The following is a 25,802-nucleotide window of genomic DNA, read 5'->3' on the forward strand; positions in this document are numbered from 1 at the left end:
CTCGATATCGCCCCCGGTATCCCCCGGTCAGAAACCGCAATTCGGGTAAGAAATCAAGAGGACGAGCATATCGACCTCAAGAAGTTTGTGGTGGAGGAGATCAACTAACCTGACGCTAAACCGAAAGCGGTGTGATGCTTCTATACTGAGACGCTGAGTATATGAGAAAGGCCGCGATAAATATCGCGGCCTTTCTCATTGACAGGGTAAAACTATCGGAGGGATTTAGTCAAAACGGTAGTTCAGGCTCAGTGTGTAGTCCCTGGGTTTACCGTAACGGTAGGAACTGAAATACGAGATCTGTGAGTAGTATTTCTCGTCGGTCACATTGGCGGCATTGAATTGGACGCTGAGGGCGTCGTTAAACTCGTATCGCGCCATCAGGTTCACCAGTGAGTACGCTTCTTGAGTGAGTCGACCAGGCTGCCCGATGGGGTTGGTGCCCACGGAGTAGGTTTCATCTTGCCAATTTACACCGCCACCAATGGTTAGCCCAGGCAGAGAATCCAGGAACTGATAAGTGGTGAACAGCTTGAACTGCTTGGTGGGCTGGGCGGTGTTCACATCATTACCCTGTGCGTCCTCTGCAGTGTATTGAGAGTAACCTGCGGTGATATTCCAGCCATCAATGGGCTGCCCCACCACCTCCAGTTCGAAACCAATGCTTTCCGTTCCCTGTGCGGGGTAGTAAGCCGTCGTTTGTTCCGGTGTGCCCTCGAAGCTGGTGTCTACTTGGGCAAGGTTGTCCTGCTCGATATCGAACACAGCAATGGTGGTGTGCAACCGGTCATTCAAAAAGCGACTTTTCAAACCCACTTCAAAACTCTTGCCTTGCAGCGGGTCGAGTAGCTCACCGTCGGCATCCCGGGAGTTTTGTGAGTCGAAAATTTCCGTGTAGCTGGCGTATACCCGATGGGTATCCGTGATATCGTAAAGCGCTCCTGCATAGGGAATAAACTCGTTCCGATTGCCGTAGTCGTAGTCTGTTCCCCATTGAGAACCGTCGCGTAACCAAGTAGCAACTCGACCACCGAGAATGAATTTGAGTTTGTCTGTGGCGGACAAGCGGGTCGCCGCATAGTAGCCGCGCTGTTTCGTGGAGACGTCCTGGTTATGTACGCGCTCTGGATCCCATTCGGGCTCCTGAATACCGCTTGACTCGAAGAAGTTCTCCACCGGCACAGAGTCGTATTCAGGGGGAGGAGGATTTTGATCTGCGGGAGTTTGATTAAAGGTATCCGTTGACTGGTCACTGTGCAGTGCGCCGAGCACGAACTCGTGGGTCTGGTTGAACAGGTTAAAGTCGCCTTTCAATTGAAGATCAAAGCTGTCTTGCGTGGACTTTCCGTCACTGCGATAGCGCTGTGCCGATAAGCCTCCACCGGTCTCTCTGTCCACTGTGCCGGAAACGTACAGTAAACGGTTATCGGTTTCGTAGTTTAGCCTGTTGTAATTGGCTATCAGTTGCCAGCCGTTGTTAAACGTGTGATTGATACTGGCAAAGTAGTTTGTATTAGTGGTTTCCCACCGGGTCCAGGGCATGGCGGTGTTGGTCGACACATCCCAGTCTGCAATGGTGCCGTCAGAGTAAAAAGTCGGCAAAATACCCCAGGTGGCTCCCTTGGGGTCGTTATGTTGGTAGCTGGCGCCGACGCGCAGCAGCGTGTCGGCGCTCAGATCGGCCTCCAATACGCCATACAGCACATTGGAGTCGTCTTCGTAGTAATTCTCGTGGGAATCGCCACTGGAGTGTTTGCCTACGAAACGGCCGCGCAAGCTTCCGCTCTCGTTCAGGCCGGAGGAAATATCCGTGGTAATGCTTTTCTGGTCCCAGCGCCCAGCCGATACATCCACATAGCCGCTGAGTTCGGTGCTGTCGGCGTGCTTGCGAACCAGATTGATAGAGGCGGACGGATCGCCGACACCGGTCAGCAGACCTGTGGCCCCGCGTACGACTTCAATGCGCTCATAAATTACAGTATCCGCAACGGTTTCACCCGAATCTCCTCCCAGGCTCCATGAGGTCGGCACACCGTCAATCTGGTAGCTGTCGATTTGGAAGCCCCGGGAGTAGAAGTCGTTGCGCACGTTATCCACTTCGGCAGAAGACACTCCGACGGTGTTGTTGACCACTTCCAGAATGGTGTCGATGTTCTGATCCTTCATGCGTTCCTGGGTCAGAATGGACACCGATTGCGGTGTTTCCTGGATGGTCAGCCCGAGACCGGTTGCGGTATCGAGCGTCTGGGCCACGCTGTACTTGCCGGTCACCATGATTTCCTGGACGGTATTCTGCTCATTACTTCCTTGCGCCAGACCCAATGCCGGGTAGATGCCAAATGCAACGGCAGCCGATAGGGGGAGAAGCTTAAATTTCACGAAAATGCTCCAAATCAGGGGGATGAGATAATTTCGCGCTAATTTAACACAAATAATAACTATTATCATTATATGTTCTGAAAAATATTTATCGTTGTTACTAAGCGTTTGCCTTTGAAAAAACGGCTTGCCTAACCGTCTTAAGCGAGTCTCTTGATTTGAGGGGGAGGGTTTTGTATATTGATAACGATTCTCATTTTCTTCTTGCTGTGCCTTCATCCCCAACAAGCAGGTTAACCACGCCGTGAAGTACGCTGACGATAAGCTGGAAGTGTTTATGTCGCACCGCTCGGCGCTAGTAGATTACGCAACCCCCATCACCGGTTGTCGTTCTAAAGCTGAAGATGTGGTGCAAGACGCCTTTCTGCGCTATGTGCCGACCGCCGACGGCCATGAGGACCCGTTGAGAGCCGGAGTTTCCTATCTGTACCGTATTGTTCGTAACCTTTCTATTGACATGGTTCGCCGCTCGGCCATGGAGTCCCGTTATACGGACGCGGATACCGTCACCTGGCTGGAGCCTGCAGGAGAGGCGGGGCCAGAGGAGGTGTCAGAATACCGCGATCAAGTCGGTCGGGTGGCCGCTGTGCTTGAGGCTCTTCCGGAAAAGGAACGGCTGGCCGTCGAAATGCACCGCTTTGGTGATTATACTTTGGCGGATATCGCCAGGCGGCTGGAGGTTTCCATTGCTACGGCTCACCGCATGGTGCGCAACGCCATGCTGAAAGTTGCAAAAGAGCTGGATTAATTCGTTCTGTGAAGGCCGTAGAGCCCCATTGCCTGAAAAACGATTCCGAATCACTCGTATACCCTATATCGATACTTGCCGACAGGGCAGTGGCCTGATTCGGCTCAGCCGTGTGGAACCTTGAGAAATGACTGCAAACCCACCAGAGTCCGATGCGTTGTTGGAGCAAGCAATAGACTGGATGATTCGGACCGAGTCTGAGCCGGATAATCCCCAGCTGCGACAGGCACTGCAAAATTGGCGGTCTGCTGACCAGGCCAACGAGGCCGCGTGGCTCAGGGCTCGCCGAGTGTGGGAGAGCATGGGGGAGTGGCAGCCTGATCGCAAGCGCTGGCCCGATCCAGTTTCAGACGGGAATGGGGAAGTGAGCGGGCGGCTACCGAGGATTCATTCGCCTCGCCGCTCACGGGGGCTGCGGCGTGTGGCGACGCTGGCCGCCGTGGCGTGCCTGATGCTTGCGGCCTGGCCGGGCATCTACCTCCACCTGCGAGCGGATCATATCACCGGCACCGGAGAGACGCAGCAAATTACCCTGGAGGATGGCAGCACCGTTTATCTGGGGGCGGCCAGCGCTATCCGTACTCGATTTTCCTCCGGAGAGCGTCATGTCGACCTGCTGTCCGGGCAGGCGTTTTTTGATGTCATGGCCAACGCCGAACGTCCGTTTATCGTGAACGCTGGTGATGTGAATGTCACCGTCTTGGGAACGGCTTTTGATGTACAACTTGGATCACGCGTTGCCGCGGTCAGTGTGCAAAGTGGATCGGTGGCCGTTCAGCCGCGTGAAGGTGATGAGCAACAACTTTCGCCGGGCCAGCAATTAATGATTGAACGCTCGAGTGGGGCCAGCCGGGTTGCCCAAATTTCGCCGTCGAACGTGGCGGCGTGGAGAGAAGGCCGCCTGTTTGTCCATGACCGCACACTCTACGATGTGGTGGAAACACTGGACCGCTACTACGGTGGCCGGATCCTTGTGGGAGCGGCATCACTCGGCGAGCAGCGCGTGACCGGCAGCTACAATCTGGACAACCCTGATATCGCCCTCAAGGGGCTGCTTCGTCCTTTCGACGGCAGGGTGCTGGAGATCACGCCGTTGCTCAGGGTATTGCGGGACTCCTGAAAAAAACATCCCAGTCACTCGTTATAGCGTCGTATTTCGAGAATGATTACTATTTAAAGGCTGGAGCATGTTGGATTTCCCGTGTTTTTCCCGTTATATCGCCCGCTTTTCCCGTTCTATCGAATGGTGCTTCTTGCGCGCGGCCTGTGTCTTGCTGCTGGGCCTGATATCCGTTGCCGTCCCGGCCCAAGAGCGCGCAGGCGGCACACCCTTATCGTTTGATATTGCCTCGCAGCCCCTGCATTTGGCGCTCGATGAATTTGCCCGCCAAACCGGCATGCAGGTATCGGCGGGAGCCGACCTCGTAGCGGAGCAACAATCATCCAGTGTCTCCGGCCGTTACACACCGGGCCAGGCACTCGAAGTCCTGTTGCAGGGCACCGGGTTGCGCTGGTATTTCCTGGGTGATGCGACGGTGGTGCTGCAACAGGCCGAACGCAATGGCTCGGCCATGCTGCCCAAAGTGCAGGTCAAGGCGGCCACGGAAACGTCTCCCCGTGAGGCGGCCTATTCCGGTGCCGGTTCTTCCAACTACCTGAGCCAGTCCGATATAGAGCGCAATCGCGGGTTGTCCGTGGGCGATATGTTCCGGGGTACCACTGGCGTTCTGGTGGCTGAAAATCGCAATAGCGGTGGGCTGAATATCAATATCCGGGGCATGCAAGGGCAGGGCCGTGTGCCGGTCCTGGTGGATGGTGCCCGCCAGGAAACCACGGTGAATCGTGGTTACGCCGGTGCCACCAGTCGCAGTTATGTGGACCCGGACTTAATCGGTGGGGTCAGCATCGATAAGGGGCCCACCATGGACCCCCAGGGCACCGGGGCCACTGGCGGCCTGGTCAGCATGAAAACGCTGAATGCCGATGACATTGCCAAGCCGGGAAACACCTGGGGCCTTAGGGTGCGCGGTGCCCTGGTCGGTAACAACAGCGGTACGCCCGCAGAGCCCGGTACCTCTGCGGGCTATGCCGTCGCACGGGCCAGGTCGGGAATCTCGCTGGGCGGGCAGAACAGTTACCGCGTGGATTGTCGGGCGGGCAGCTCTCTGTGCTCGGGCGAACACGATATTGCCAACGTCTATGGCACGGATGAAACCCTGGACCGGCCCGACTTGCTGGACCTCAAAGGCCACGCCTACAGTGTGGCCGGCATCTGGCGTCTCCCGTGGGTGGACTTGATTGCGGCTTACGCTTCGCGGGAACAGGGTAACTACTATGCGGGCAAGGACGGGCCCACGCCGAGCCTGGATTTGTCGGAGCGGTATAACCGGGGTTTTTACACCGAAGTACGTCCCCGGGTTGAGGGCGCGTCGCGTTTTCGTGCCGAAGAGCGCATCGTTAACAGCAACTACACCAGTGATTCCCTGCTGCTTAAAACCACTTTCTATCCAGCGGATGAGCAAACCCTGGAGTTCAGTTACCTGCAGTACGACAGCGATTACGGCGAGCTGATGCCATCGCAGCTGATCTGGCTGGGCCGCATTCGACAAACGGAAAACTCCACTGTCAGCGTGGATACCTACACCGGGCGCTATCAATGGGAGTCGGAGCGCGACTGGCTCGATCTGGAATTGCGCCTGTGGCTGACCGATACCGAGAGCCTGAATAACAGCTACTCGGAAAACCAGGCCGAGCTGCTGGCGCAACGACCGGGTGCGGAACACTACCAGCGTCACGGAGGGGATCTCAGCAACACCATGCAATTCGAGCCCTGGGGCGAGTTGGAATGGCGTTACGGCTTGGCGTGGCAGTTCGAGGACGTTAAGCCCGAGAACGATGAAACCACCGCCAGCTCGCCTGTGCGTGATGGCGAGCGAGAGGAGTGGAGCGCTTTCACTGCGCTCAAGTGGAAACCGGTATCGGCACTGACACTGGAGACGGGCATTCGCTATACCCGGTACGATTCCGATGATCGCAAGCCGGTGCAATTAAGGCAGGACAGCCCATACTGCCAGAGTGCGGAGCAGGGCGATTGCGCGGATCTGTTCCTGAGCAGCAGCAACTCCGGTAGTGCGCCCATGGCCAGTATCTTGTGGGAGCCCTGGCAGGGCATTCAGTTTTATGCGCAGTACGTGGAAGCGTTGCGCATGCCCAGCCTGTTTGAAACAACGGCGGGCTTTTCGGTGGCGGCTTCACCGGGTGTCACCCTGAAACCGGAACACGCGAAAAACCGCGAAGTCGGGTTTAACCTGATGAAAAACGGCGTGCTATCGGAAGATGATGCCTTGCGTTTCAAAGCGGCCTACTTTCACAACCGCACGGAAGACTACCTGACCCGAACCATACCCAATGCCTGGGAAGACACCAGCGCCGGGCAAAATGCCGCCATGTTCCGCATGCGCAACATCGACAGTGTGGCGTTTCAGGGGGCGGAGTTATCATTGGAATACGATATTGGCTGGCTTTTCGCCGAACTGTCCGGCACCCGTTATTTTGATATCGAGTTGTGCCATGCCGGAAGTTACCGCCGCGACTACTGCACCGATTACGGTATTGCCACCAGCTACGTCAATAACATGCTGCCGCCCAACAGCGAGGCCAGCGCGACCCTGGGCACCCGGTTATTCTCCCGAACACTGGAACTGGGGGTGAAAGCGCAGTGGATGGGCGAACGCAACCAAGTGCCGGAGTACAACAACCAGACGGAAACCGGCCTGGGGTTCGCTACGCCCATTCCCTGGCATCGCTACACCTTGGTAGATGTGTATGCCACCTGGGAGCCGAGCGATACTTTCAGCCTTGATTTTGCGGTAGATAATGTCACGGACCAATACTATCTGGATGCGTTAAGCCTGGGTATGGTTCCCGCACCGGGGCGAACCGCAACCCTGAGTGCCACGCTGCATTTCTGATCATCATAAGCCCGGCTCGTCCGGGTCTTCCCCGTTTTATTCCCTATTCCCGTTTGTCTGTTTTCCCCTTGGTATTCCTGCCGGTAAAAAAATGACCGGCCCGGTGAAAAATTCCGGCTTGGCATCCGTTATTGAAAATGAGACATAAAATCATTTGCAATAACTGAACTTGCCCGCGTTGTTTATGCGCCGGGCAAGGAAAGGCCTGAACCCATGTGGAGGAATAGAGGTCGTGAGTATTCGTTTAGTAACACTGAGTGTAGTCATGCTGTTTTTGGCCGCCTGTGGCGGCAGCAGTGGAGGGGGTGATGATGGTGGTAATGCCCAGCGCCCGGTGGCAATAGCCACTGTCGATGTCGAGCAGGTGAATGCGGGAGAGCAGAGCGTAGCGCTTGATGGCAGCGAGAGCCATTCGCCCAATGGCAGCATTACCGGATGGGAGTGGCGCTTCATCAGCCAGCCGGCCGGCAGCGAGGCTGACATTGCTGACATTGAAGGAGCCGACCAGGGCCAGGCGATGTTCACCCCAGACCTGCCCGGCGAGTACGTGGTACTGCTCACCGTCAGTGACGCGGAAGGTCGCAGCGAAGATACCCAGGAGGCCCGGGCGACCGTCCTGGCGGTGAACCCCAACCCATTGGCGGTGGTGTCCGATGAAATCAACTGGATTCTGGGCACCGTGCAGCTTGACGGCTCCCGCAGCCAGGCCCCCGATGGTGGCGACCGGGAGCGGCTGATTTATGAATGGACACTCACGGAAAAACCCGATGGCAGTGAGGCCGAGCTGGACCAGGGCAGCCTGATTTACCCGCGCTTTACCGCCGATGTGGTCGGGACTTACCGGGCTGAACTGATAGTGCATTACGATGACCGTGTCAGTCGACCGGCCACCACCACCATTAACATTGTGGAAGCCAACTCGCCGCCCATGCCCGCCATCGCGGAACTGAGCGGCACGATTGTGCGGGGACAAACCGTGACCCTGGATGGCTCCGGCAGTCAGGATGCCAATGGCGATCCGTTGCAGTATCGGTGGCGTTTTTTGAACCGGCCCGACGGGTCTCAGGCGCAATTGAGTGGCGCTACCACCGACACCGCGAGCTATGTCGTGGATGTTAAGGCACTGCAGGCGGTAGAGCTGTGTGTCTACGATGGGATTGCGCGTCGCTGCACGAATATTATTATTCGCCCAACGGATATTGAACTGCCTGACGGTGCGGCGAATACGCCGCCGGTAGCGGTCATCTCCCCGGACGATTTCAACCAGGCGACGTTTGAAGCCGAACTCGGTGCCTTCGCCCGCCTGGGCTCAGACTCCTACGATATAGATGATGATGCGGTCAGCGAGCAGTGGAGTTTTGTCAGCTACCCGGATGGCTTTGATCCAGATGCCAGCGCCAATCTGGACGCTGGCTGGTCGTCCGGTTTCACCCCGACGGTGGAAGGCGAGTATGTCGTCCGGCTGACCGCCTCGGATGGGCAGGCAAACCACTCGGTTACCCAGACCTACACCGCACGCCTCGGGGCAAACCGTGCACCGTTGGCGCTCGCGGCCACCGCGACAGGAAATCCGACCGTCATGGCGGGGGAGTCCATTACTTTCGATGGCGAGGGCAGCTCCGACCCCGACGATAACCGTCTGACCTATGAGTGGTGGCTGGTGGATCGCCCGGATAACAGCGAGGCGGAATTACAGCAAGCCAACACCGCCTTCCCCACGCTCACCACCGATGCGCCGGGGCCCTACATTGTCGCTCTACAGGTGACCGACGAACACGGCTGGCTCAGCGAGTACGAGCCGGGCTTCCGCGATCACGAAGTGCTGGTAATGGCCAAGGGATTTAACAACCCGCCTTTCAGTCGTCTGGATGCAAGCGTTCCCGCTCAGCGGTTGCAAAGCATGGCCCTGGACTCTGAGCAGCCATTTGCCATTAAGCGTGATTACGTCACTGAGACCAATGAGCGTTATGGGCGCACGGTCACGTTTCGGCAGGATAGTTTTGTGTTGATGGCCGAGTCTCAGGACCCGGACGGCGATGTGCTCAGCCACCTTTGGACGCTGGTCAGTGAGCCGGCCGACAATCGCATGGAAATTATCACCCTAGGGGGAGGGCTTTGCGACAACGGACAGCCCCGGTATGAAGCCAGCGAAGAGCCGTGGGAAGACTATAGGGAACGCATAACGTCCTACCGGGAATGGACCTGTGAGAATGTGGATATAGCTCCCACCGAAGCTGGCCTGTATGTCTTTGAGTACCAAGTGTACGACGGCTCTGAATTCGCGGGTCCTTACTCGAAAACCGTGCATGCCGTAGAACGGGACGACTATCCATCGCTATTGTTGGAAATCCAGCACCATCATAGAGACAGTTGGAGACAAAGTGCGTTTCCCTGGGATATTTCAAGAGGCTTCTCCTTGAGAAGGGTTTCGGAAAGCCCCGTGAGCCTTGAAGAAAGCCGGATCAGGTTGAGCGCCATCGGGGGTGACTACACCTTGATCAACGTCGATACGCCTTCGGATGATGCCCGTTACCCGACCCGCTTCTGGGACCTCACCCACAACCAGCCGGTTACCGAGGGCTATTCCATTCCCCAGGGAGAATCGATTGAGATCGTGTTCCAGGTGGAGATTCCAGCGGATGAGCTGCCCAATGGTGATCGGGCGCTGGCCAGTGAACTCGCGGAGCGTATGAACGCTGCCAATATCACCGGTGGCCGTTTTGACGTGGCGGAAAAGCCGGGCTGGTCGGTAGAGATTACTACAGTCTTTTCAAGTCGATAACACAGGAAGCCGGGCCAGGGAAGGTAAATCGCAGTGTTTCGCTGCGCCGTAGTCGTGATAGGAGAGGTAACTCAAAATACCCATCTTGCATGGGTCAACCAATGTTCAATCAATGATGATTAAGGAGTTGAGTTATGAAAACATTCACATTTGCCTCGGCAGCGCTGATGAGTCTGGCATTGAGTGCGGTCGCCCATGCCGATTACCTGGGTGGGCAGAGCAGCAGCGCTGATATTGAAGTGGGTGAGTCCACCGTTGATGGTGGTCCGCACTCTTCTGGCCAGGCTGGTATTGGCATTGACAATGGAACCCTGAGCACAGCGGATAAGATTGATTTCAGTGGTATTCTGCTCTACTCGGATAATAATTTTGATACCGACCATCACGACGTCTATCTATTTAACGGCGGGCCTACCGACCACGGCGGCATGGGTGTTTTCACCTTTGCTGAGGTCGGCGTTTCCGATGTGTGGTATGGCGAATGGTCCAATGATGGCAATGCTGGAGGCTTTACTGACCGTGCCGTGTACTACGTCGGTGACAAAGGCAATGTCGATTCCACCATGCCAACGACCGGTTCAGCCACTTACACCGTTCAGGGAATCAGCCAGTTTAATGAAAGTGCCTCTTCTCCCAATACTCTGGCGGGTTACATTGATGTCTATTATGGCGGCGGTCCGGGCAGCGTATCGGGTGAACTGGAAAACGACACATTGGGCATTTCTATCGATGCGGCCATAAGTGGTTCCAGTTTCTCCGGCAATGCTGAAGCCTACAACGTCGACACAGAAAGCACTCTGGCCACTGGCGCCAGTCAGGGCGAGTTCTACGGCAGCGGGGCGGCAGCACTGGCCGGGATGGCGACCTTCAGTGGTGCTGACAGCCAGTACAACACTGCCTTCGGTGGTGCCAAGTGATTGCAGTGTTGTCACGCCTGGCGTGATTGCATTCAATCGGAGAACAAGCATCCGCTCGGCGGGTGCTTGTTCTTTTTTCTGTACGTCCTGATCCTGTACCACCTGAAGGCGACCAGTGTTATGCGTTCAAACCGTTGCGGGTTTCCGCTGTTTTGGGCTCTAGGTTTAGTGCCGCTGCTGATCAATATGGCAAGCGCCGAAGAGGATACGAGCCTGCGGCTGAACCAAAGTATTGAACAACGCTCTGTGGAGCGGGAAAGCGAGTTACTGAAAAACGAGCAGGGCAACACGTCCTTACCCACCCTGGTGGTCAATGGCCGGGAATATACCGTGGAAGGCGATGTCAACGCCATGGGGCGGGCGCTGTACACGGCGGTGCAGCAAAAACAATGGCCGGCGGTGTTGTCATTGTTAAATGCCTACAAGGCGCTCCCCGGTGCGGACGCCATGCTGGTGGCCTACGCTGAAGGGGGCGTGAGTCGAGTGCAGGGTAACCTCGCCGAAGCCGAAGCGCACTATCGGCAGCTGCTGGACCTCAAGCAGGATTTTTTGCCCGGCCAACTGGAGCTGGCCCGGGTGTTGTTCGAAGACCACAAGAATGTGGAAGCGCAATCGCTGTTTGATCATATCCACCAGGGCTTGAGTCCGGAACGGGAGCGTACCAGCGGTGTTCGCAATACGGTGGATACCTTCTTGCAGGCACTGGATGAGCGTGACAGCTGGCAGGGGAAAATAGCATTTGGTCCTTCCTATGATGACAATCTCAACCGCTCCTCTGAAAGCTATACCTGCCTGATTCCCGCGCAGGGTGGGGGCTGTTTTTTTGACCGCAAAGTGCCGGATGCCATCAGCGCACCGGGCCTGAACTACGAAGCCACGCTGGAAAAAAATATCTCCCTGGCGGGTCATCACAACCTCTTTGTTCGCGGCCTTGCCTTTGGTGACAGCTATCAGGATTACCATGAGTACAACGAAAGCAGCCTGACCGCCAGCGGTGGCTACCGGTATCGCTCGGCCAGGCACATGATGTCCATCGCGCCGCAGTTCGAGCAGCGTTACTACGGCAACCGGGCGCTTTACCAGGCCTGGGGTGCACGCGCGGAGTGGATGCGGTATGTCTCCCGCAAAACGGCACTGCGGCTGGAGGGGGATTTTAAGGAACTGGACTATCGGCCTGAGTTTGCCCATTACGACGGTACCATGAGTTCGCTGTTTGCCACGGCCTGGCATGCGGTGAATACCCAGTGGTCAGTATTTGGGGGGGTGGACCTTGTGGATCGTCATAGTAAAGAGGCGGTGTATGCCTATGAGCAGGTGGGTGCTCGGGTAGGGGTTTCCCGTCGGTTTCAGAGTGGCTTCAGTGCGGTGCTGTTCAGCGCCTTCCGCTTGCGGGAGCACGATGAGTTCAGTGCGCTGCTTGAAGCGCGTCGGCGCGACAAGGAGCAAAATCATACGCTGATTCTCGAAGCGCCCCGCCTGGCCTTTGCCGGATTTACACCAACACTGACGCTGAGTCACAGCCGTGTCAGCAGTAATGTGGACTGGCTTTATTCATACAGCCGGAATTCCGTTAGCCTCAAGCTGGAGCACCGGTTCTAGAATCCGTCATCGCGTAGTGAAAATCGGTGCCGGACTATTCGTTAACACAGTTTGCTTCGTCAGAATCAATTTGAGTCGTTAAGAACCGTTTAGGTTGTTAACGCGGCTTGAGTAAAAACACACAGTCAGGAGTTGACATGCATTGGTTGCGAATTGGCTTTTTGATGGTATTGATGACCGTGACGTCGGCTTACGCGGCGGATCGTCCGACGCTGGTGTCGGTCGGCGGTGGCGTCACCGAAATCGTGTACGCGCTGGGTGCAGAGGACCAGTTGCTGGGGGTCGACACCAGCAGCACCTGGCCAGAGGCCGCCACTGAGCTTCCGCAGGTGGGTTATCAACGGACTTTGTCCGCAGAGGGAGTCTTGTCCCTGAGGCCCCAGGTGTTACTGGCCAGCCACGAAGCCGGCCCGCCCCATGTGCTCACACAACTGGCGGATGCCGGAGTGGATGTTGTGCGAGTAGAAGGTGATTACAGCTTCGCTGGGCTGCTTAATCGCGTGGAGACGGTGGCGGAGGCCATTGGTCGGGAGACACAAGGGAAAGCATTGGCCGAGCAGCTGCAATCGGAGTGGCAGGCGGTGCAGACGACCGTGAAAAACCAGTCACTGCAGGCAGAGGATGGCGGCGCTCTGCGGGTGGTCGTATTGATGTCTCATGCGGGTACACCCATGGCGGCTGGTGAGCACAGTGGCGCTGACACCATGCTGAGTATGGCGGGAGTGCGCAATGCGTTCGCGGAGCAGTTTCAGGGATACAAGCCCTTTTCCGCCGAAGCCATGGTCAGTGCGGCACCGGATGCAATTGTGGTCACCCGCATTGATAGCAGCGCATTTGATATCGACCGTGTTATTGAGGATGTGCCGGGGTTGTCATTGGCACCCGCCGGCAAAAATCGCCGTGTCATCCCCGTGGATATTGTCAGGTTTCTCGGCTTTGGTCCCCGTCTGCCCGAGGCGGTAGCGGAATTGCATAAGGCGCTGGGCTTGCAGAGTGAGCATTGACGTATCGTTGAAAGAGAAGAAAGTGGAACGACTGCGCCTTTCGCGCAATGGCGTGTTGATGTTATTGCTTTTTCTGTTGCTGCTCGCAGCGGTCTTCGCCGTCGGGCAGGGCGCCTATACCATTGAGCCGAGCCGGGTGATTGCGCTCTTGCTTAATGCCTTTGGCGAGTCCACAGCTTCTGTGGACGGTGCAGTCTTGTGGAGTCTGCGTGTACCGCGTGTGCTGCTGGCACTTCTGGTCGGTGCCGCGTTGGGGCTGGCGGGAGCGACATTACAGGCACTATTCCGCAATGCGCTGGCCGACCCGGCGTTGGTGGGGGTGTCCAGTGGCGCCGCCACGGCCGTGGCTGTCACCATTGTGTTCGGTAACCTGGTATGGTCCGCCGCCAGCAGCACCCAGGCCTTACTTCCCGTCGTGGCGTTTCTTGGTGCTTTGCTGGCAGCGTGGCTGGTGTATCGCATTGGCTGCACCCGCAATGGTGTCTCAGTGGCTGCCATGTTGTTGGCCGGCATTGCCGTGAATTCACTGGCGCTGGCGTTAATCGGGCTGGCCAGTTATCTCGCCACGGATGAACAGTTACGCACACTCACTTTCTGGAGCCTGGGCAGCCTTTCGGCGGGGAGCTGGAAGGTGGTCGGTCTGGTCACCGCTGGTGTGCTTCCTGCACTGGTGCTGATGCTGTTGCTGAGCCCCAGCCTGAACCTGATGGCACTCGGCGAAGCCGAGGCGCGCTATTTGGGGGTACGTGTCGAACGGGTGAAAAAGCTCGCCATACTGGCGGCCGCTTTGGCCGTCGGAGCCAGCGTGGCGTTCTGCGGCATCATCAGCTTTGTCGGACTGGTAGCGCCGCACTGCGTTCGCTTGCTGGCCGGGCCGGATGCGCGAATCGTGTTGCCCGGCGGTGCGTTGCTGGGTGCATTGCTGCTGGTGGTGGCCGATGTCGCCGCCCGCACGTTGGCGGCTCCGGCGGAGATTCCCATCGGGGTCTTGACCGCGCTGCTCGGAGCGCCTTTTTTCCTCTTCCTGCTGTTGCGGGCCCGGGACCGTTTGGTGGGGTGAAAGAATGACCGTATCCACAGAAGAGCCCGCTTTGCTTGATGCCCACTCACTCAAAGTGATCCGGGGCCGCAGGCTGCTGCGTCGCACCGTATTAAGCGATATCCGCCTGAAGCTGCACGCGGGGGAAGTCGTGATGCTGATTGGACCCAATGGCGCGGGCAAAACCACATTGCTGGAAACCCTGGCGGGAGACCTGCCGGTGCACAGCGGGCAAATGTATTTTGCGGGCCGGTTGCTGACGCACTGGCCGCTGGGTGCGCTGGCCCGGCATCGCGCTGTACTGCGTCAACAGACTCGCTTAAACCTCGATTTTTCCGCGAACGAAGTCGTGGCACTGGGATGCCAGTCCCGCTCGGGCACCCGTGCCTGGCGGGAAACGCTGGTGGCGAATGCCATGGCCATGACCGGCGTGTCCCATCTCGCTCAGCGCAGTGTGCTGTCGCTCTCGGGGGGTGAACAGGCACGAGTGCATCTGGCTCGTGTATTTGCGCAACTGTGGCCAGACAACATTGCCGACTTCGGTGATCAATCTCAGGCAGAGGCGCTGATGCCCCAGCCTCCACGATTATTATTACTCGATGAACCCTGTGCCAGCCTGGACCCGCGTTTCCAACACCACGTTTGCCAGATAGTGCGGGATTTCGCGGCGCAAAGTGGCAGCGCCGTGGTGATTACCATGCACGATATGAATCTAGCCGCGCAATACGCCGACCGCATCCTTCTCTTGCAGGAGGGGCGCATTGTTAAAGAGGGCGCGCCCCGCCAGGTGCTCGAGAGAACCACTATTCAGGAGTGCTTCAACGTTGACAGCGAACGAATACAAGCTGAACACACCTTGATGATGGCCACCCGGGCGCTGGAGTGACCGGACTGAGCTTGCACCACTTCCTACCGGGCATGAAAAAACCGGTGGTTCCACTCGTTAAGGTTTAACAGCTTGTTAAACAGAAAAAGCGAATCTTGTTAATCCGATTGTCCGTTGTCATGGAGCCCCGGTATGAACTCAACCTTAGCCCAAACCCAAGCCGCCTCGCGCAGCGAGCGCCTGGCCGAAGTCACTGATCAGCTGCATGAACACCTGCACACTCTGGTGGCTGCTGCCGCCCCTTTCAGCCAGAAAGACCGCTACATTCAGTGGCTCAAGGTGCAATACCGCTTTCAATCCCGCATTGCGCCCTTGTACCAATGGGTTGCCAGCGACAGCCAGTTTGCGCTGCCGGAGCGAGGCCGACTCAAGCACGTTGAACAGGATCTGACCGACCTCCGCCAGCCGTTGCCCGATGCGGTCGAAGCTGATCCCACAGCTAATACTTTGCCGAAAGCCCTGGGCTGGCTGTTTGTCTCAGAGGGCTCTACCCTGGGTGCCGCGATACTGCTCAAACGCGCCTCGCAACTGGGTATGACCGAAACCTTCGGTGCCCGCCATCTGGCACCGGCGCCTGAAGGGCGAGGGCGCCACTGGAAAGCGTTTATTTCTGCCCTGAATGAACTCCCTTTCAACGATGCCGAGGAAACCCAGTTGCAGGACGGTGCCTGCACCGCGTTTATTCATTTTGGAAAATTGCTGGAAGAAGAATTTGCACTGGTGGCACAGCGGGCAGGCTGAGCTTTGGTCGTAAGGTGGGTTCCTGTTTACGTGGGGCTGAGCCTGGGTGATTGGTGGCTCCCTCAGCCAGGTAATGGAATAAATTCGATGTCGTCTCCCGGCACTTTCGGGAAGCGTTGTGCCTGCCAGTCTGCTTTGGCCTGCTCTATACGTTCTTTCCGGCTGGACACAAAATTCCAGTCGATAAAACGGTGGGACATGGTTTCTCCGCCGATAATGGCGATGCGTGCCTCGGAGACCGCCTCCAGTACTACTCCTTGCTCAGCGGAAAAGATGGCCATGGCGTGTTCGGGAATTTCCGTCTCCCGGGCTTTCAGACGGCCGCTGGCGACATAGAGAGCCCGCTCTTCGGCCTCTGGCAGTTGCAGGGTCTGCCCGGGCTGTAGATGGGCCTCGACATACAATGTCTCGGCATAGGTCTTGACGGGAGATGTCACGCCATAGGCGCTGCCCATCATGACCCGAACTGGCACACCATCGACGGTTGCTGCGGGAATTTCTGCCGAGGGGTAGTGGTAAAAAGCGGGGTCGGTTTCTTCGTCGGCTTCCGGTAAGGCCAGCCACAGTTGCAGGCCGTGCAGTGTGCGGCTTTTCTCCATGGCTTCGGGGAGCTCGCGTTCCGAGTGTACGATACCGTGTCCGGCCACCATCAGATTAATATCGCCGGGGCGAATGGGTTGCAGGCTGCCGACAGAGTCCCGGTGCAGGATTTCGCCTTCAAACAGGTAGGTAACGGTGGCCAGATTCACATGAGGATGCGGTCTGACATCAATGCCCTTGCCTGGGGCGAACTCCGCCGGACCCATGTGATCGAAAAAAATCCAGGGGCCGACCATCTTGCGCTTGATCGTTGGCAGTACGCGGCGTACGGAGAATCCTCCCAAATCTTTGTCGCGCGGCTGTATGATCAGGTCTATAGCACCACAGATTTCCTTATACCCGCAATTCTGCTCGACAGTCTTGGCCTCAACACTCATAGCTTGCTCCGGTTTTCGTTCGGGATACGATCAGTATAGTGGTTATTACCCGACAATATTGGCGTTCAGGTCCACAGCCGAGGCGGTCCGATTGCCCAAGAAGCCGCCATACGCCAGCAAAGTACGCTTTTCTTGAATCTCCCCCCGGTTTCTTTATTATTCCCCTCAGTGGTCCGGCCAAAGTTGTCGGGTCAGCGGTCAGGGAAGGGCCGATAACAACGAAGTGAGAGATAGTGAATCAACCAACGGGATATTAAAAATGATCGATATAAAGAAGCGCGATAGCCTGAGAACCTTGGGCCTGTCGACCTGTGCTCTTGGCCTGCTGTCTGCCGCAGGCTGTCAAACCTCTCCTGCCGCCACTGCCGGTTATGTCAAGGCTGATCAGGCTCGATGGCAACAGGCCGATGACATTATTGCCGGTATCGCTCGAACGGATTTCCCGAACCGGGATTTTCCGGTAACGGAGTTTGGTGGCAAGGGTGACGGTAAGACGGATAATACCGATGCCGTTGCCCGGGCGATTACCGCTTGTGCCGACGCCGGTGGTGGCCGGGTGGTAATTCCGGCGGGGCGGTTTAATACCGGCCCGGTGCACTTGAAGTCGAATGTGAATCTGCACCTGGAAAAAAGGGCGGTGTTGTCCTTCTACACAGACCCGGAGCGTTATCTGCCAGCGGTATTGACCCGCTGGGAGGGCGTGGAGTTAATGGGCTATTCCCCGCTGATTTATGCGTTGGAGCAGGAGAATATCGCGGTCACCGGTGAGGGTATCCTGGAGGGCAATGGCTCGAATTCCGAGTGGTGGCCCTGGAAGGGCAAGTGGAAGAATACCGCCTGGGAGCTGGACCCGGAGACCGATCAGTCCAATACCCGCAATCCGTTGTTTCAGATGGCCGAAGAGGGGGTGCCGGTTTCCGAACGCCGTTTCGAGAAGAATTTCCTGCGCCCGCCGTTCTTCCAACCCTACCGCTGTAAGCGGGTGTTGATTGAAGGGGTGACCATCCGCAACTCGCCGTTTTGGCTGGTGAATCCGGTGCTGTGTGAGGATGTGGTCGTGCGTGGTGTGCAGTGTGTCAGCCACGGCCCGAATTCGGACGGTTGCGACCCCGAGTCCTGTAATCGGGTGTTGATCGAGAAGTGCTTGTTCGACACTGGCGATGATTGCATTGCCTTGAAGTCCGGTCGGAATAACGATGGCCGACGTTTGAACACGCCTATTCAGAATGTGGTGATCCAGGATTGCCAGATGCGCGCAGGCCACGGCGGAGTCGTGATTGGCAGTGAGATCTCCGGGGGGGCACGTAATATTTTTGCTCGCCGCTGTCACATGAGCAGCCCGGTACTGGATCGCGGTGTGCGAATCAAGACCAACTCGGTACGCGGCGGCCTGATCGAGAACATCAATGTGCGCGATATTGTGATCGGGCAGGTGAAGGATGTATTCGTGATCAACTTCTATTATGAGGAAGGGGACAAGGGCGATTACCTGCCGGAAGTGCGCGACTTGCACATCAGTAACATGGTGGTGGATAACGCCGAGCGGGTGTTCCATTTGCGGGGTTTTGAACGGGCACCGATCAGTGGGGTGACGCTGCACAATGTCAATATCAAGCACGCGAAGGAGCTGGGGACCCTGGAAAATGTCTCATCCATTGAGATCAAAGGCGTTTTTCTGAACGGGGAGCCGTTATCGCTGTAGCGCGGTGCATCTGTTATACGGCGTGGCCACAGGGACGTGGTCATTTACCCGAAGCGCACCTCTTACCCAAAGCGCACTTCCACCAGCCGAATATCAAAAACCAGCACGGCGTTGGGGCCAATTTTACGGCCCACGCCTTTGCGTCCCCACGCCAGTTCCGGGGGCACCACGAATTCGTATCGCCCGCCTTCGCCCACATGTTGTAACCCTTCCCGAATGCCGGGAATGGCTTCCTTCATGGTAAAGGTGTCCGGCATGCCTTCCTGGTAGGTATCCGCAATGACCTTGCCGTTCACCAGTTGAATGCGCTGGTTGACCACCACGGTGTCGCTCTCAGTGGGTTTCAGGTTGTTGCCCGGTTCGATTTCCCGGTACAGCAGGCCACTGTCGGTTTCCACCACACCGGGTTTCTGCCGAAACTTCTCTAGAAAGCGGTCACCGGATTTGCGGTTTTGCCCTTGGGAGCCTTTGTTTTGGGATTTTTTGGTCATGTGCGTTGGCGCTGTGCTGGTCTGGAGAGCCGCGAAGTCTCCCGTAAAATGGGTATCGGTGCAAGCGCGTTTGCCAGAGGGGGATTGGCGCTATAGCATATGGATTGGCGTTGGATAGCATAGAGTGTCGTCCGCAAATTCTCTATACATAAACATCAGGAGCAAAGGATATGCGTTATTGTCGAAGGATTTTGGCTGTGGCCTGTCTGCTAGGCTTTGCCTGGCTGCCGTTAACGGCCAGTGCGGACCGCTGTGACAATCATTGGAAATGGGCGGAACGCTACGCCAGACAGTTGCAGGAGGGCGGCACTTCAAGCCAGGTGCGCCGCTGGAAGGAAGAGCGCCGCAAGTATCTCGAACGCCACCGCGAATGCCGCAAGGGACGGGAATCTGCACCTGAGGTCCGGACGGCAAGCGGCCGGGGAGAAGACCGTCACAATAAGCCGGATTATCAAAAACCCCGCACGTCCAAGAGCCGGGATGCCAAAACACAGCGCTTACTGAAGACCTGTAACTACTGGGTGGCGGAATACAATCGCCAGCCCACCGACACCCGCCGTTCGTACCGGGACACCGCCTGCCGGGCATTGCACGAAGCGGAGCGCCGGACCCAGCGGCCCACTGCCTCTCTGGCTCCCCATCGTCGCTCTCTGGAGGAGTGCATCAAGCCCGGCAATCAGCTCGATAACGAGGTTCAGGCATGCCTGGAGGGCCGACAGGAGCCCTATTGGCGTGAGGAGTGAGCCTTGTCGGGGAAACGGTCTCCGCAGGGTCCGTTTTGGCGTAAAACGGGCTCGACAGAGCGTTCCGGGGTTACGTTTTGCAATCGACTCGATTACCCTTGCCGCTTTGCGTATAATTTGTCGCCACAATTATATGATTAATAGGTAAAGGCAGTGGTTCGCGAGTTACTGGAAGAGTTATTGGTGGCACGGCTGAATGAGAGCGGGCGTGCCTTCTGGGAAAAAGCCCGGGCGGATATTGCCGCTGGCCTGAGTGGTCAGGGCTTTGCCCAGCGCTTGGCGCTGGGCAGTCGCCACGCCAAACGACAGGCGCTGAGCCTGACCGAGGCGGAGCTGGCGGCCGCCGAGGGCGCCCTGCCGGGCTGGAGTCCCCGTGCCTGGAACCGTCTGGAACTGCTGCGTGTCAATCTGATTCTGGCGCGGCCGGACTTGGAAAGCGACGCTTTCGTCGCCGACTTCGAATCCCTGTTTCAATTTGCCGACGAAGGCGAAACCTGCGCCCTCTATCGCAGTCTACCGTTTTTGCCCGATGGTCAACGGTTTGTCTGGCGGGCTGCAGAGGCCTGCCGGACCAATATGATGACGGTGTTTGAGTCCGTTGCGCTGGATTCTCCCTATCCGGTCAGCCATTTTGGTGAGACGGCCTGGCATCAACTGGTCATCAAGGCGCTGTTTCTGGACTTACCGCTCCATCGTATTGCCGGATTGGACAGCCGCCTGACGCCGGAGTTGACCCGTATGGCACTGGATTGGGCCGAAGAACGGCACAGTGCCGGTCGCACCTATCATCTCGGCTTGTGGTTATGCCTGGGGCCCCATGACCCACAGCGTGTGCTGGCCCTGCTACAGGCGCACTGGCCGGAAGCGTCCCGGACTGAGCGCTGTGCCATGGCACTGGCCGCGGCCCGTGCCGAACAGATGGAATGGCTCTTTGGCATACAACCGGAGGACGCGGAAGTGTTACCCTACTGGCAAATGGCCAGCCAGGGGCAATGCGATCAACATCGTTTCGCGCCCTTGTTTGCCGACGCGTCGTCTACGCCGTAACCCTTCGACTCGAATAACTCAGAGGCGTTCTTATGCAGTACTTTGATCCTCACATTCATATGGTCAGTCGCACCACCGACGACTACCAGAACATGGCCGCCGCTGGCATTCGGGCGGTGATCGAGCCCGCCTTCTGGATGGGCCAGCCCCGTACCAACGTGGGCAGTTTTATCGATTACTTTGCGACGCTGGTTGGCTGGGAGCGCTTTCGGGCGTCGCAGTTCGGGATCGCTCACTATTGCACCATCGGCATTAATTCCAAGGAAGCCAATAACGAAGGACTGGCCCGCGAGGCTCTGGAGCTGTTGCCTAACTTTGCGCTGAAAGAGGGGGTGGTGGCCATCGGTGAAATCGGCTACGACGAGATTACCCCGGCTGAAGAGTATGTCTATCAGCGCCAGCTCGAATTCGCGGTCGAGCACGATATGGTGGTGATGGTCCACACACCGCACCGCGACAAGAAAAACGGCGTTATCCGCTCCATTGATGTGGCCCGGGAAATCGGCGTGCCCATGCACAAGCTGGTGATTGACCACAACAACGAAGAAACCGTGGACGATGTACTCGACGCGGGTGCCTGGGCGGCGTTCACCATCTATCCCAACACCAAGATGGGCTCCGAGCGGATGGTGGAAGTGGTGCGTAAATACGGTCCGGAACGCATTATCGTGGACAGTTCGGCTGACTGGGGTGTGAGCGATCCACTGTCGGTGCCTAAAACCGCGAACCTGATGCGCGAGCGCGGTATCGACGAGAAAGCCATTGAGCTGACCTGCTGGCGGAATGCCCTCGACGCCTACGCCCAGTCCGGACAGATTGATGTGGAGGAAATCTCCCAGCCCGCGGTGATCGACCAGCGACAATCTTATAACGACAACTCCGTGCTGCGCGGCCAGCAACCGCGCGTTGACGAGCCGGTTCCCAACTGATTGCAGACGAGCGGTAGCAATTCAATGTGGCAAATTCTTCAGGCGTTCACCATGGCGCACGAGTTCCCGGTCTGCTTTGACCGGGGCACCTTCTCACCCGACAACCGCCTGCTGGTGGATATCCTTGGCCGCGCAGGCAAAGCCCGTCATCGGGTCTTGCCTGTGATCGACGATCAGGTGCTGGCGGGCCACCCGGACCTGCTGGAACGGATGCGCGCTTATGCCGCCGCTCATGCCGATGAGATAGAACTCATTGAGCCGCCGCTGATGGTGCGTGGGGGTGAAATCTGCAAATCCGATCCGCAGGAAGTCGACGAGTTCTATCAACGCACCCAGACCGACCGCATTGACCGACACAGCTTTGCGTTGGTGATCGGCGGGGGCGCGGTGGTTGATGCCATGGGGTATGCCGCCGCCACGGCGCATCGGGGCATTCGTCTGATTCGTATGCCGACTACCGTGCTGGCGCAGAACGACGCAGGCATCGGGGTCAAGAACGCGATTAACTACAAGGGCCGGAAGAACTATCTCGGCACGTTTGCGGCTCCGTTCGCGGTCATTAACGATTACGACTTCTTGAGCAGTCTTTCCGCGCGCGATCGCATTTGCGGCATGGCGGAAGCGGTCAAGGTTGCGCTGATTCGCGACGGCGAATTTTTCCGGTGGCTGCACGAAGCCCGGCATCGTCTGGCCGCATTCGAGCCTGAGGCGATGGAATACATGATCTCCCGCTGCGCCGAACTGCATCTGAACCACATTCGCACCAGTGGCGATCCGTTCGAGCAGGGCAGTGCCCGGCCACTGGATTTCGGGCACTGGGGCGCGCACCGGATGGAAGAACTCTCTGATTCGGAATTGCGTCACGGAGAAGCCGTGGCCATTGGCATTGCGCTGGATTCGCTGTATTCCCATGCCATGGGCACCATCAATACCGAGACGTTACTTGCCATTCGCGATACCCTCGAAGGCGTGGGCTTTACTTTGCGTCACAAGGCGCTGGAGCAACTCGATATAGATGCCGCTCTTCAGGGCTTCCGGGAACACCTCGGTGGCGAGTTGTGCATCACGTTATTGACCGCCGCAGGGCAGGCCGAAGAAGTTGGCGAGATTGATCTGGACGTGATGCACCGCTGCCGTCAAAACCTCGTGGAGGCGGTATGGCCGGCCTGAAAAGTGCGCCGCTAACCTATTGCAGCAATATCCACCCCGGTGAAGGCTGGGCGGACGTGATGCATAACCTTAACAGCCATGGCCTGGATGTGATGCAGCGCCTGGGCGATAAAGCCCAGCGCCCCTTTCCCCTCGGGCTGCGTATTGCCGGGCAAGCGGCCTCCGAAGTGGATGACGCGGCCGTGGCCGAGTTTCGCGAGTGGTGCCGGGCTCATAATAGCTACCTGCTGACCATCAACGGCTTTCCCTACGGCGCGTTCCACAACGCGCGCGTCAAAGAAAACGTCTACCTGCCCGACTGGCGAGAGGCCGAACGTGCGCGTTACACCTGTCAACTGGGTGACATTGCCGTGCGTTTGCAGCCAGATGCGGACATGATCTCGATCTCCACCGTGCCGGTGGCATTCAAGCCCGGATTCGCCGAACACGATTGGCCCGTGGTGCTCGATCACATCCAGACAGTGCTTGCACACTTCGTCAATCTGCACCAGAACACCGGCGTTAAAGTCATGCTCGCCATCGAAGCCGAGCCGGCGTGTGTACTGGAAACCACCGACGAGCTACTCGATTTCTTCCGCCGCATTCGCTCACAACTGACTCTGGAAGAAAACGCCCACCTCGGCCTGTGCTTTGATTGTTGCCATCAGGCCGTGGAATTCGAATCGCCCCAGGCGTGCCTGCAACAACTGGCCGAAGCGGAAATTCCCATTGCCAAAGTGCAGGTATCCAGCGCGCTACAAGCGAACAACCCAGAAGAAATACAACGCGTACTCGCGTTCGATGAACCCGTGTACTTACACCAGACCCTGGCTAAAACATCCGATGGCTCCCTCAGCGCCTTCACCGACCTGCCGGATTTCCAGGCGGCGCTCGATAATGGCCTGGCACCCGAGACCTGTCGAGTCCATTTCCATATCCCCATTTTTCTGGAACACCTCGGCGACTGCGGCACCACCCAAAAATTTCTCACCGAACTGCTCCCATTGTTGCCCAAGGATATCCCGCTGGAAGTCGAAACCTACAGCTTCGCGGCCCTCCCGGCACACCTGAAAACCGATACCGTTGGACAAAGTATTGCCAGAGAATTGAAATGGGTTCAGAGCTTATTTGAGACCCGCTGAAGGTTGCTGCCGTTGGTCAGGCATAGGGGTTCAAGACTCTCTGAGGCATGGATGCCGAAGTGAAGCCTCCAGGGACGGATTTACGGCGTGTCTTGAACCCCTATGCCTGACCAGCGGCTCGCGCTCAAGAGGAAGTCTTCCAGCCCTGTCACACCTCAATGAATAGAAAAGGCCCGTCGTTATGCACAGAACCGTTGTCTTAAATGTTGTCGGCCTGACCCGTGCACTGTTGGGCGAACACACGCCCAACTTAAATCGGCTGGCGGATCAAGCGACCGATATTGAACCGGTCATTCCCGCTGTCACCTGTTCCGCTCAGGCCACCTACATCACCGGGAACCCCCCGAAAGACCACGGCATCGTGGCCAATGGCTGGTATTTCCGGGACATGAACGAAGTCTGGCTCTGGCGGCAGAGCAATAAACTGGTGCAGGGGCCCAAAGTGTGGCACCTGGCCAAAGAGCACGATCCCTCGTTTACTTGCAGCAACACCTTTTGGTGGTACGCCATGGCCACCGATGCTGACTACACCCTGACACCGCGCCCACTGTACCTGGCCGATGGCCGCAAGGAACCGGACTGCTATACCAATCCACTGGAATTGCGGGAAGTGTTGAGCGAAAAGTTGGGTAACTTTCCCTTGTTCAACTTCTGGGGACCGATGACCAGCATTAAGTCCAGCCAATGGATCGCCGATGCGGCCAAATATATTGAAGAGGAACATCAGCCCAGTTTGCAATTGGTGTACCTGCCGCACTTGGACTACGTGCTGCAAAAAGAAGGACCGGACGGCGATATCGGCAAAGACCTGCGGGAGATCGACACACTGGTGGGGGATTTACTGGACTTTTTTGCCGAGCGTCAGTGCCGCGTGATGGTGTTGTCCGAATACGGTATCCAGAAAGTGTCCCGCGCTATACACCCCAATCGGCTGTTGCGCGAGGCGGGCATGTTGTCGCTGAAGGTGGATCAGGGTAGGGAGTATCTGGATTATTTCAGTTGCAAAGCCTTTGCCGTGGCGGACCACCAGATTGCCCATGTGTACGTACACGATGCGGCCGATATTCCGGCGGTGCGCCAGGTCTTTGAAGGCGTCGACGGTATTGAACAGGTGCTCGATAAAACCGAACAGCAGGCCTTGGGGCTGGATCACGAGCGCAGTGGAGAATTGGTATTGCTGGCCAAACCCGATAGCTGGTTCACCTATTATTTCTGGCTGGATGACAGCCGTCAGCCAGATTACGCACACCAGGTGGAGATTCATCGCAAGCCCGGTTTCGACCCCTGCGAGCTGTTTTTCGACCCCGAGTTGCGCTTTCCTAAACTGAAAGCGGCCCAGCGGGTCGCACAGAAGAAGCTCGGCTTGCGTTACGTGATGGATGTGATTGCCGTGGCCCCGGAACTGGTGAAAGGATCGCACGGTGTCAGTGACGGCTCCCCCGAATCGTTACCGTTGCTGATGAGCACCGAGCCGAGTCTAATTCCTCAGGGGCGGGTGCCGGCCACTGATGTGTGTGATCTGATGCTGAAACACCTGTTTGATTGATATTCACTGA

At 57.4% G+C, this 25,802-nt stretch carries 20 protein-coding genes; 17 read left to right on the forward strand and 3 right to left on the reverse strand.

Going from position 1 to position 25,802, the window contains the following annotated elements; genetic code table 11:
- Positions 1 to 225: 225 nt before the first annotated feature.
- The gene (locus ACQCLF_RS13205) at positions 226 to 2,379 is read right to left on the reverse strand and encodes a TonB-dependent siderophore receptor (protein ID WP_426988036.1); all 2,154 of its coding nucleotides are present in this window, start codon (positions 2,377 to 2,379) and stop codon (positions 226 to 228) included.
- Positions 2,380 to 2,623: 244 nt separating this feature from the next.
- Between ACQCLF_RS13205 and ACQCLF_RS13210 the strand changes: the two genes are divergently transcribed.
- The 10 genes from ACQCLF_RS13210 (at position 2,624) to ACQCLF_RS13255 (ending at position 16,066) form a co-directional block, all read left to right on the forward strand.
- Positions 2,624 to 3,127 carry a sigma-70 family RNA polymerase sigma factor gene (locus ACQCLF_RS13210; protein ID WP_426988038.1) on the forward strand — a complete coding sequence of 168 codons (504 nt, stop codon included), beginning with the start codon at positions 2,624 to 2,626 and terminating at the stop codon, positions 3,125 to 3,127.
- 127 nt (positions 3,128 to 3,254) lie between these two features.
- Positions 3,255 to 4,247 carry a FecR family protein gene (locus tag ACQCLF_RS13215; RefSeq protein WP_426988040.1) on the forward strand — a complete coding sequence of 331 codons (993 nt, stop codon included), beginning with the start codon at positions 3,255 to 3,257 and terminating at the stop codon, positions 4,245 to 4,247.
- A gap of 67 nt (positions 4,248 to 4,314) precedes the next feature.
- Positions 4,315 to 7,098: a TonB-dependent receptor domain-containing protein gene (locus ACQCLF_RS13220; RefSeq protein WP_426988042.1), complete on the forward strand. Its 2,784-nt coding sequence runs from the start codon at positions 4,315 to 4,317 to the stop codon at positions 7,096 to 7,098.
- Positions 7,099 to 7,330: 232 nt separating this feature from the next.
- Positions 7,331 to 9,880 (forward strand): PKD domain-containing protein, encoded by a 2,550-nt coding sequence (locus tag ACQCLF_RS13225; RefSeq protein WP_426988044.1) that lies wholly within the window; start codon positions 7,331 to 7,333, stop codon positions 9,878 to 9,880.
- 134 nt (positions 9,881 to 10,014) lie between these two features.
- Positions 10,015 to 10,797 carry a Slam-dependent surface lipoprotein gene (locus ACQCLF_RS13230; RefSeq protein ID WP_426988046.1) on the forward strand — a complete coding sequence of 261 codons (783 nt, stop codon included), beginning with the start codon at positions 10,015 to 10,017 and terminating at the stop codon, positions 10,795 to 10,797.
- 120 nt (positions 10,798 to 10,917) lie between these two features.
- Positions 10,918 to 12,396 carry a surface lipoprotein assembly modifier gene (locus ACQCLF_RS13235; RefSeq protein ID WP_426988048.1) on the forward strand — a complete coding sequence of 493 codons (1,479 nt, stop codon included), beginning with the start codon at positions 10,918 to 10,920 and terminating at the stop codon, positions 12,394 to 12,396.
- Positions 12,397 to 12,533: 137 nt separating this feature from the next.
- On the forward strand, positions 12,534 to 13,400 hold the full coding sequence (locus tag ACQCLF_RS13240; protein WP_426988050.1) for a heme/hemin ABC transporter substrate-binding protein: 867 nt from the start codon (positions 12,534 to 12,536) through the stop codon (positions 13,398 to 13,400).
- On the forward strand, positions 13,390 to 14,460 hold the full coding sequence (locus tag ACQCLF_RS13245) for a FecCD family ABC transporter permease (protein WP_426988051.1): 1,071 nt from the start codon (positions 13,390 to 13,392) through the stop codon (positions 14,458 to 14,460). Before ACQCLF_RS13240 ends, ACQCLF_RS13245 begins: the two co-directional genes overlap by 11 nt.
- Before the next feature lie 4 nt (positions 14,461 to 14,464).
- A complete protein-coding gene (locus tag ACQCLF_RS13250; RefSeq protein WP_426988053.1) occupies positions 14,465 to 15,325 on the forward strand; it encodes a heme ABC transporter ATP-binding protein in 861 nt (286 codons plus the stop codon).
- Between the two features lie 132 nt (positions 15,326 to 15,457).
- Positions 15,458 to 16,066 (forward strand): biliverdin-producing heme oxygenase, encoded by a 609-nt coding sequence (locus tag ACQCLF_RS13255; protein ID WP_426988055.1) that lies wholly within the window; start codon positions 15,458 to 15,460, stop codon positions 16,064 to 16,066.
- Positions 16,067 to 16,128: 62 nt separating this feature from the next.
- Here the strand turns inward: ACQCLF_RS13255 and ACQCLF_RS13260 are convergent, their stop codons facing one another.
- The gene (locus ACQCLF_RS13260; RefSeq protein WP_426988057.1) at positions 16,129 to 17,043 is read right to left on the reverse strand and encodes a pirin family protein; all 915 of its coding nucleotides are present in this window, start codon (positions 17,041 to 17,043) and stop codon (positions 16,129 to 16,131) included.
- A 259-nt stretch (positions 17,044 to 17,302) separates the two neighbouring features.
- Between ACQCLF_RS13260 and ACQCLF_RS13265 the strand changes: the two genes are divergently transcribed.
- Positions 17,303 to 18,745, forward strand: a complete 1,443-nt coding sequence (locus ACQCLF_RS13265) for a glycoside hydrolase family 28 protein (RefSeq protein ID WP_426988059.1) — start codon at positions 17,303 to 17,305, stop codon at positions 18,743 to 18,745.
- A 62-nt stretch (positions 18,746 to 18,807) separates the two neighbouring features.
- On the opposite strand, the gene ACQCLF_RS13270 is transcribed toward ACQCLF_RS13265, so the two are convergent.
- Positions 18,808 to 19,236, reverse strand: a complete 429-nt coding sequence (locus ACQCLF_RS13270) for an FKBP-type peptidyl-prolyl cis-trans isomerase (RefSeq protein WP_426988061.1) — start codon at positions 19,234 to 19,236, stop codon at positions 18,808 to 18,810.
- A 197-nt stretch (positions 19,237 to 19,433) separates the two neighbouring features.
- On the opposite strand from ACQCLF_RS13270, the gene ACQCLF_RS13275 reads away from it, so the two are divergent.
- The 6 genes from ACQCLF_RS13275 to ACQCLF_RS13300 all read left to right on the forward strand — a co-directional run bounded on the left by ACQCLF_RS13275 (position 19,434) and on the right by ACQCLF_RS13300 (position 25,792).
- Positions 19,434 to 19,979, forward strand: coding sequence for a hypothetical protein (locus tag ACQCLF_RS13275; protein WP_426988063.1), 546 nt, complete (start codon positions 19,434 to 19,436; stop codon positions 19,977 to 19,979).
- Positions 19,980 to 20,132: 153 nt separating this feature from the next.
- Positions 20,133 to 21,026 carry an EboA domain-containing protein gene (locus ACQCLF_RS13280; RefSeq protein ID WP_426988065.1) on the forward strand — a complete coding sequence of 298 codons (894 nt, stop codon included), beginning with the start codon at positions 20,133 to 20,135 and terminating at the stop codon, positions 21,024 to 21,026.
- A 32-nt stretch (positions 21,027 to 21,058) separates the two neighbouring features.
- Positions 21,059 to 21,955, forward strand: a complete 897-nt coding sequence (locus ACQCLF_RS13285; RefSeq protein ID WP_426988067.1) for a TatD family hydrolase — start codon at positions 21,059 to 21,061, stop codon at positions 21,953 to 21,955.
- A gap of 24 nt (positions 21,956 to 21,979) precedes the next feature.
- Complete coding sequence (locus ACQCLF_RS13290) at positions 21,980 to 23,125, forward strand: 3-dehydroquinate synthase (protein WP_426988069.1); 1,146 nt, start codon at positions 21,980 to 21,982, stop codon at positions 23,123 to 23,125.
- Positions 23,113 to 24,246, forward strand: coding sequence for a metabolite traffic protein EboE (gene eboE, locus ACQCLF_RS13295; protein ID WP_426988071.1), 1,134 nt, complete (start codon positions 23,113 to 23,115; stop codon positions 24,244 to 24,246). Before ACQCLF_RS13290 ends, eboE begins: the two co-directional genes overlap by 13 nt.
- A 181-nt stretch (positions 24,247 to 24,427) precedes the next feature.
- Positions 24,428 to 25,792, forward strand: coding sequence for an alkaline phosphatase family protein (locus ACQCLF_RS13300; protein WP_426988073.1), 1,365 nt, complete (start codon positions 24,428 to 24,430; stop codon positions 25,790 to 25,792).
- The last annotated feature ends 10 nt before the right edge of the window (positions 25,793 to 25,802 follow it).

This window comes from Marinimicrobium sp. ARAG 43.8 (assembly GCF_050113635.1).
Classification (GTDB): Bacteria; Pseudomonadota; Gammaproteobacteria; order Pseudomonadales; family Cellvibrionaceae; genus Marinimicrobium.

Excerpts from the sequence above, each read along its gene's own strand:
- ACQCLF_RS13215 (WP_426988040.1), top strand. The coding sequence starts at position 3,255 with ATGACTGCAAACCCACCAGAGTCCGATGCGTTGTTGGAGCAAGCAATA.
- ACQCLF_RS13220 (WP_426988042.1), top strand. The coding sequence starts at position 4,315 with ATGTTGGATTTCCCGTGTTTTTCCCGTTATATCGCCCGCTTTTCCCGT.
- ACQCLF_RS13230 (WP_426988046.1), top strand. The coding sequence starts at position 10,015 with ATGAAAACATTCACATTTGCCTCGGCAGCGCTGATGAGTCTGGCATTG.
- ACQCLF_RS13235 (WP_426988048.1), top strand. The coding sequence starts at position 10,918 with ATGCGTTCAAACCGTTGCGGGTTTCCGCTGTTTTGGGCTCTAGGTTTA.
- ACQCLF_RS13240 (WP_426988050.1), top strand. The coding sequence starts at position 12,534 with ATGCATTGGTTGCGAATTGGCTTTTTGATGGTATTGATGACCGTGACG.
- ACQCLF_RS13250 (WP_426988053.1), top strand. The coding sequence starts at position 14,465 with ATGACCGTATCCACAGAAGAGCCCGCTTTGCTTGATGCCCACTCACTC.
- ACQCLF_RS13255 (WP_426988055.1), top strand. The coding sequence starts at position 15,458 with ATGAACTCAACCTTAGCCCAAACCCAAGCCGCCTCGCGCAGCGAGCGC.
- ACQCLF_RS13260 (WP_426988057.1), bottom strand. The coding sequence starts at position 17,043 with ATGAGTGTTGAGGCCAAGACTGTCGAGCAGAATTGCGGGTATAAGGAA.
- ACQCLF_RS13265 (WP_426988059.1), top strand. The coding sequence starts at position 17,303 with ATGATCGATATAAAGAAGCGCGATAGCCTGAGAACCTTGGGCCTGTCG.
- ACQCLF_RS13270 (WP_426988061.1), bottom strand. The coding sequence starts at position 19,236 with ATGACCAAAAAATCCCAAAACAAAGGCTCCCAAGGGCAAAACCGCAAA.
- ACQCLF_RS13285 (WP_426988067.1), top strand. The coding sequence starts at position 21,059 with ATGCAGTACTTTGATCCTCACATTCATATGGTCAGTCGCACCACCGAC.
- ACQCLF_RS13290 (WP_426988069.1), top strand. The coding sequence starts at position 21,980 with ATGTGGCAAATTCTTCAGGCGTTCACCATGGCGCACGAGTTCCCGGTC.
- eboE (WP_426988071.1), top strand. The coding sequence starts at position 23,113 with ATGGCCGGCCTGAAAAGTGCGCCGCTAACCTATTGCAGCAATATCCAC.
- ACQCLF_RS13300 (WP_426988073.1), top strand. The coding sequence starts at position 24,428 with ATGCACAGAACCGTTGTCTTAAATGTTGTCGGCCTGACCCGTGCACTG.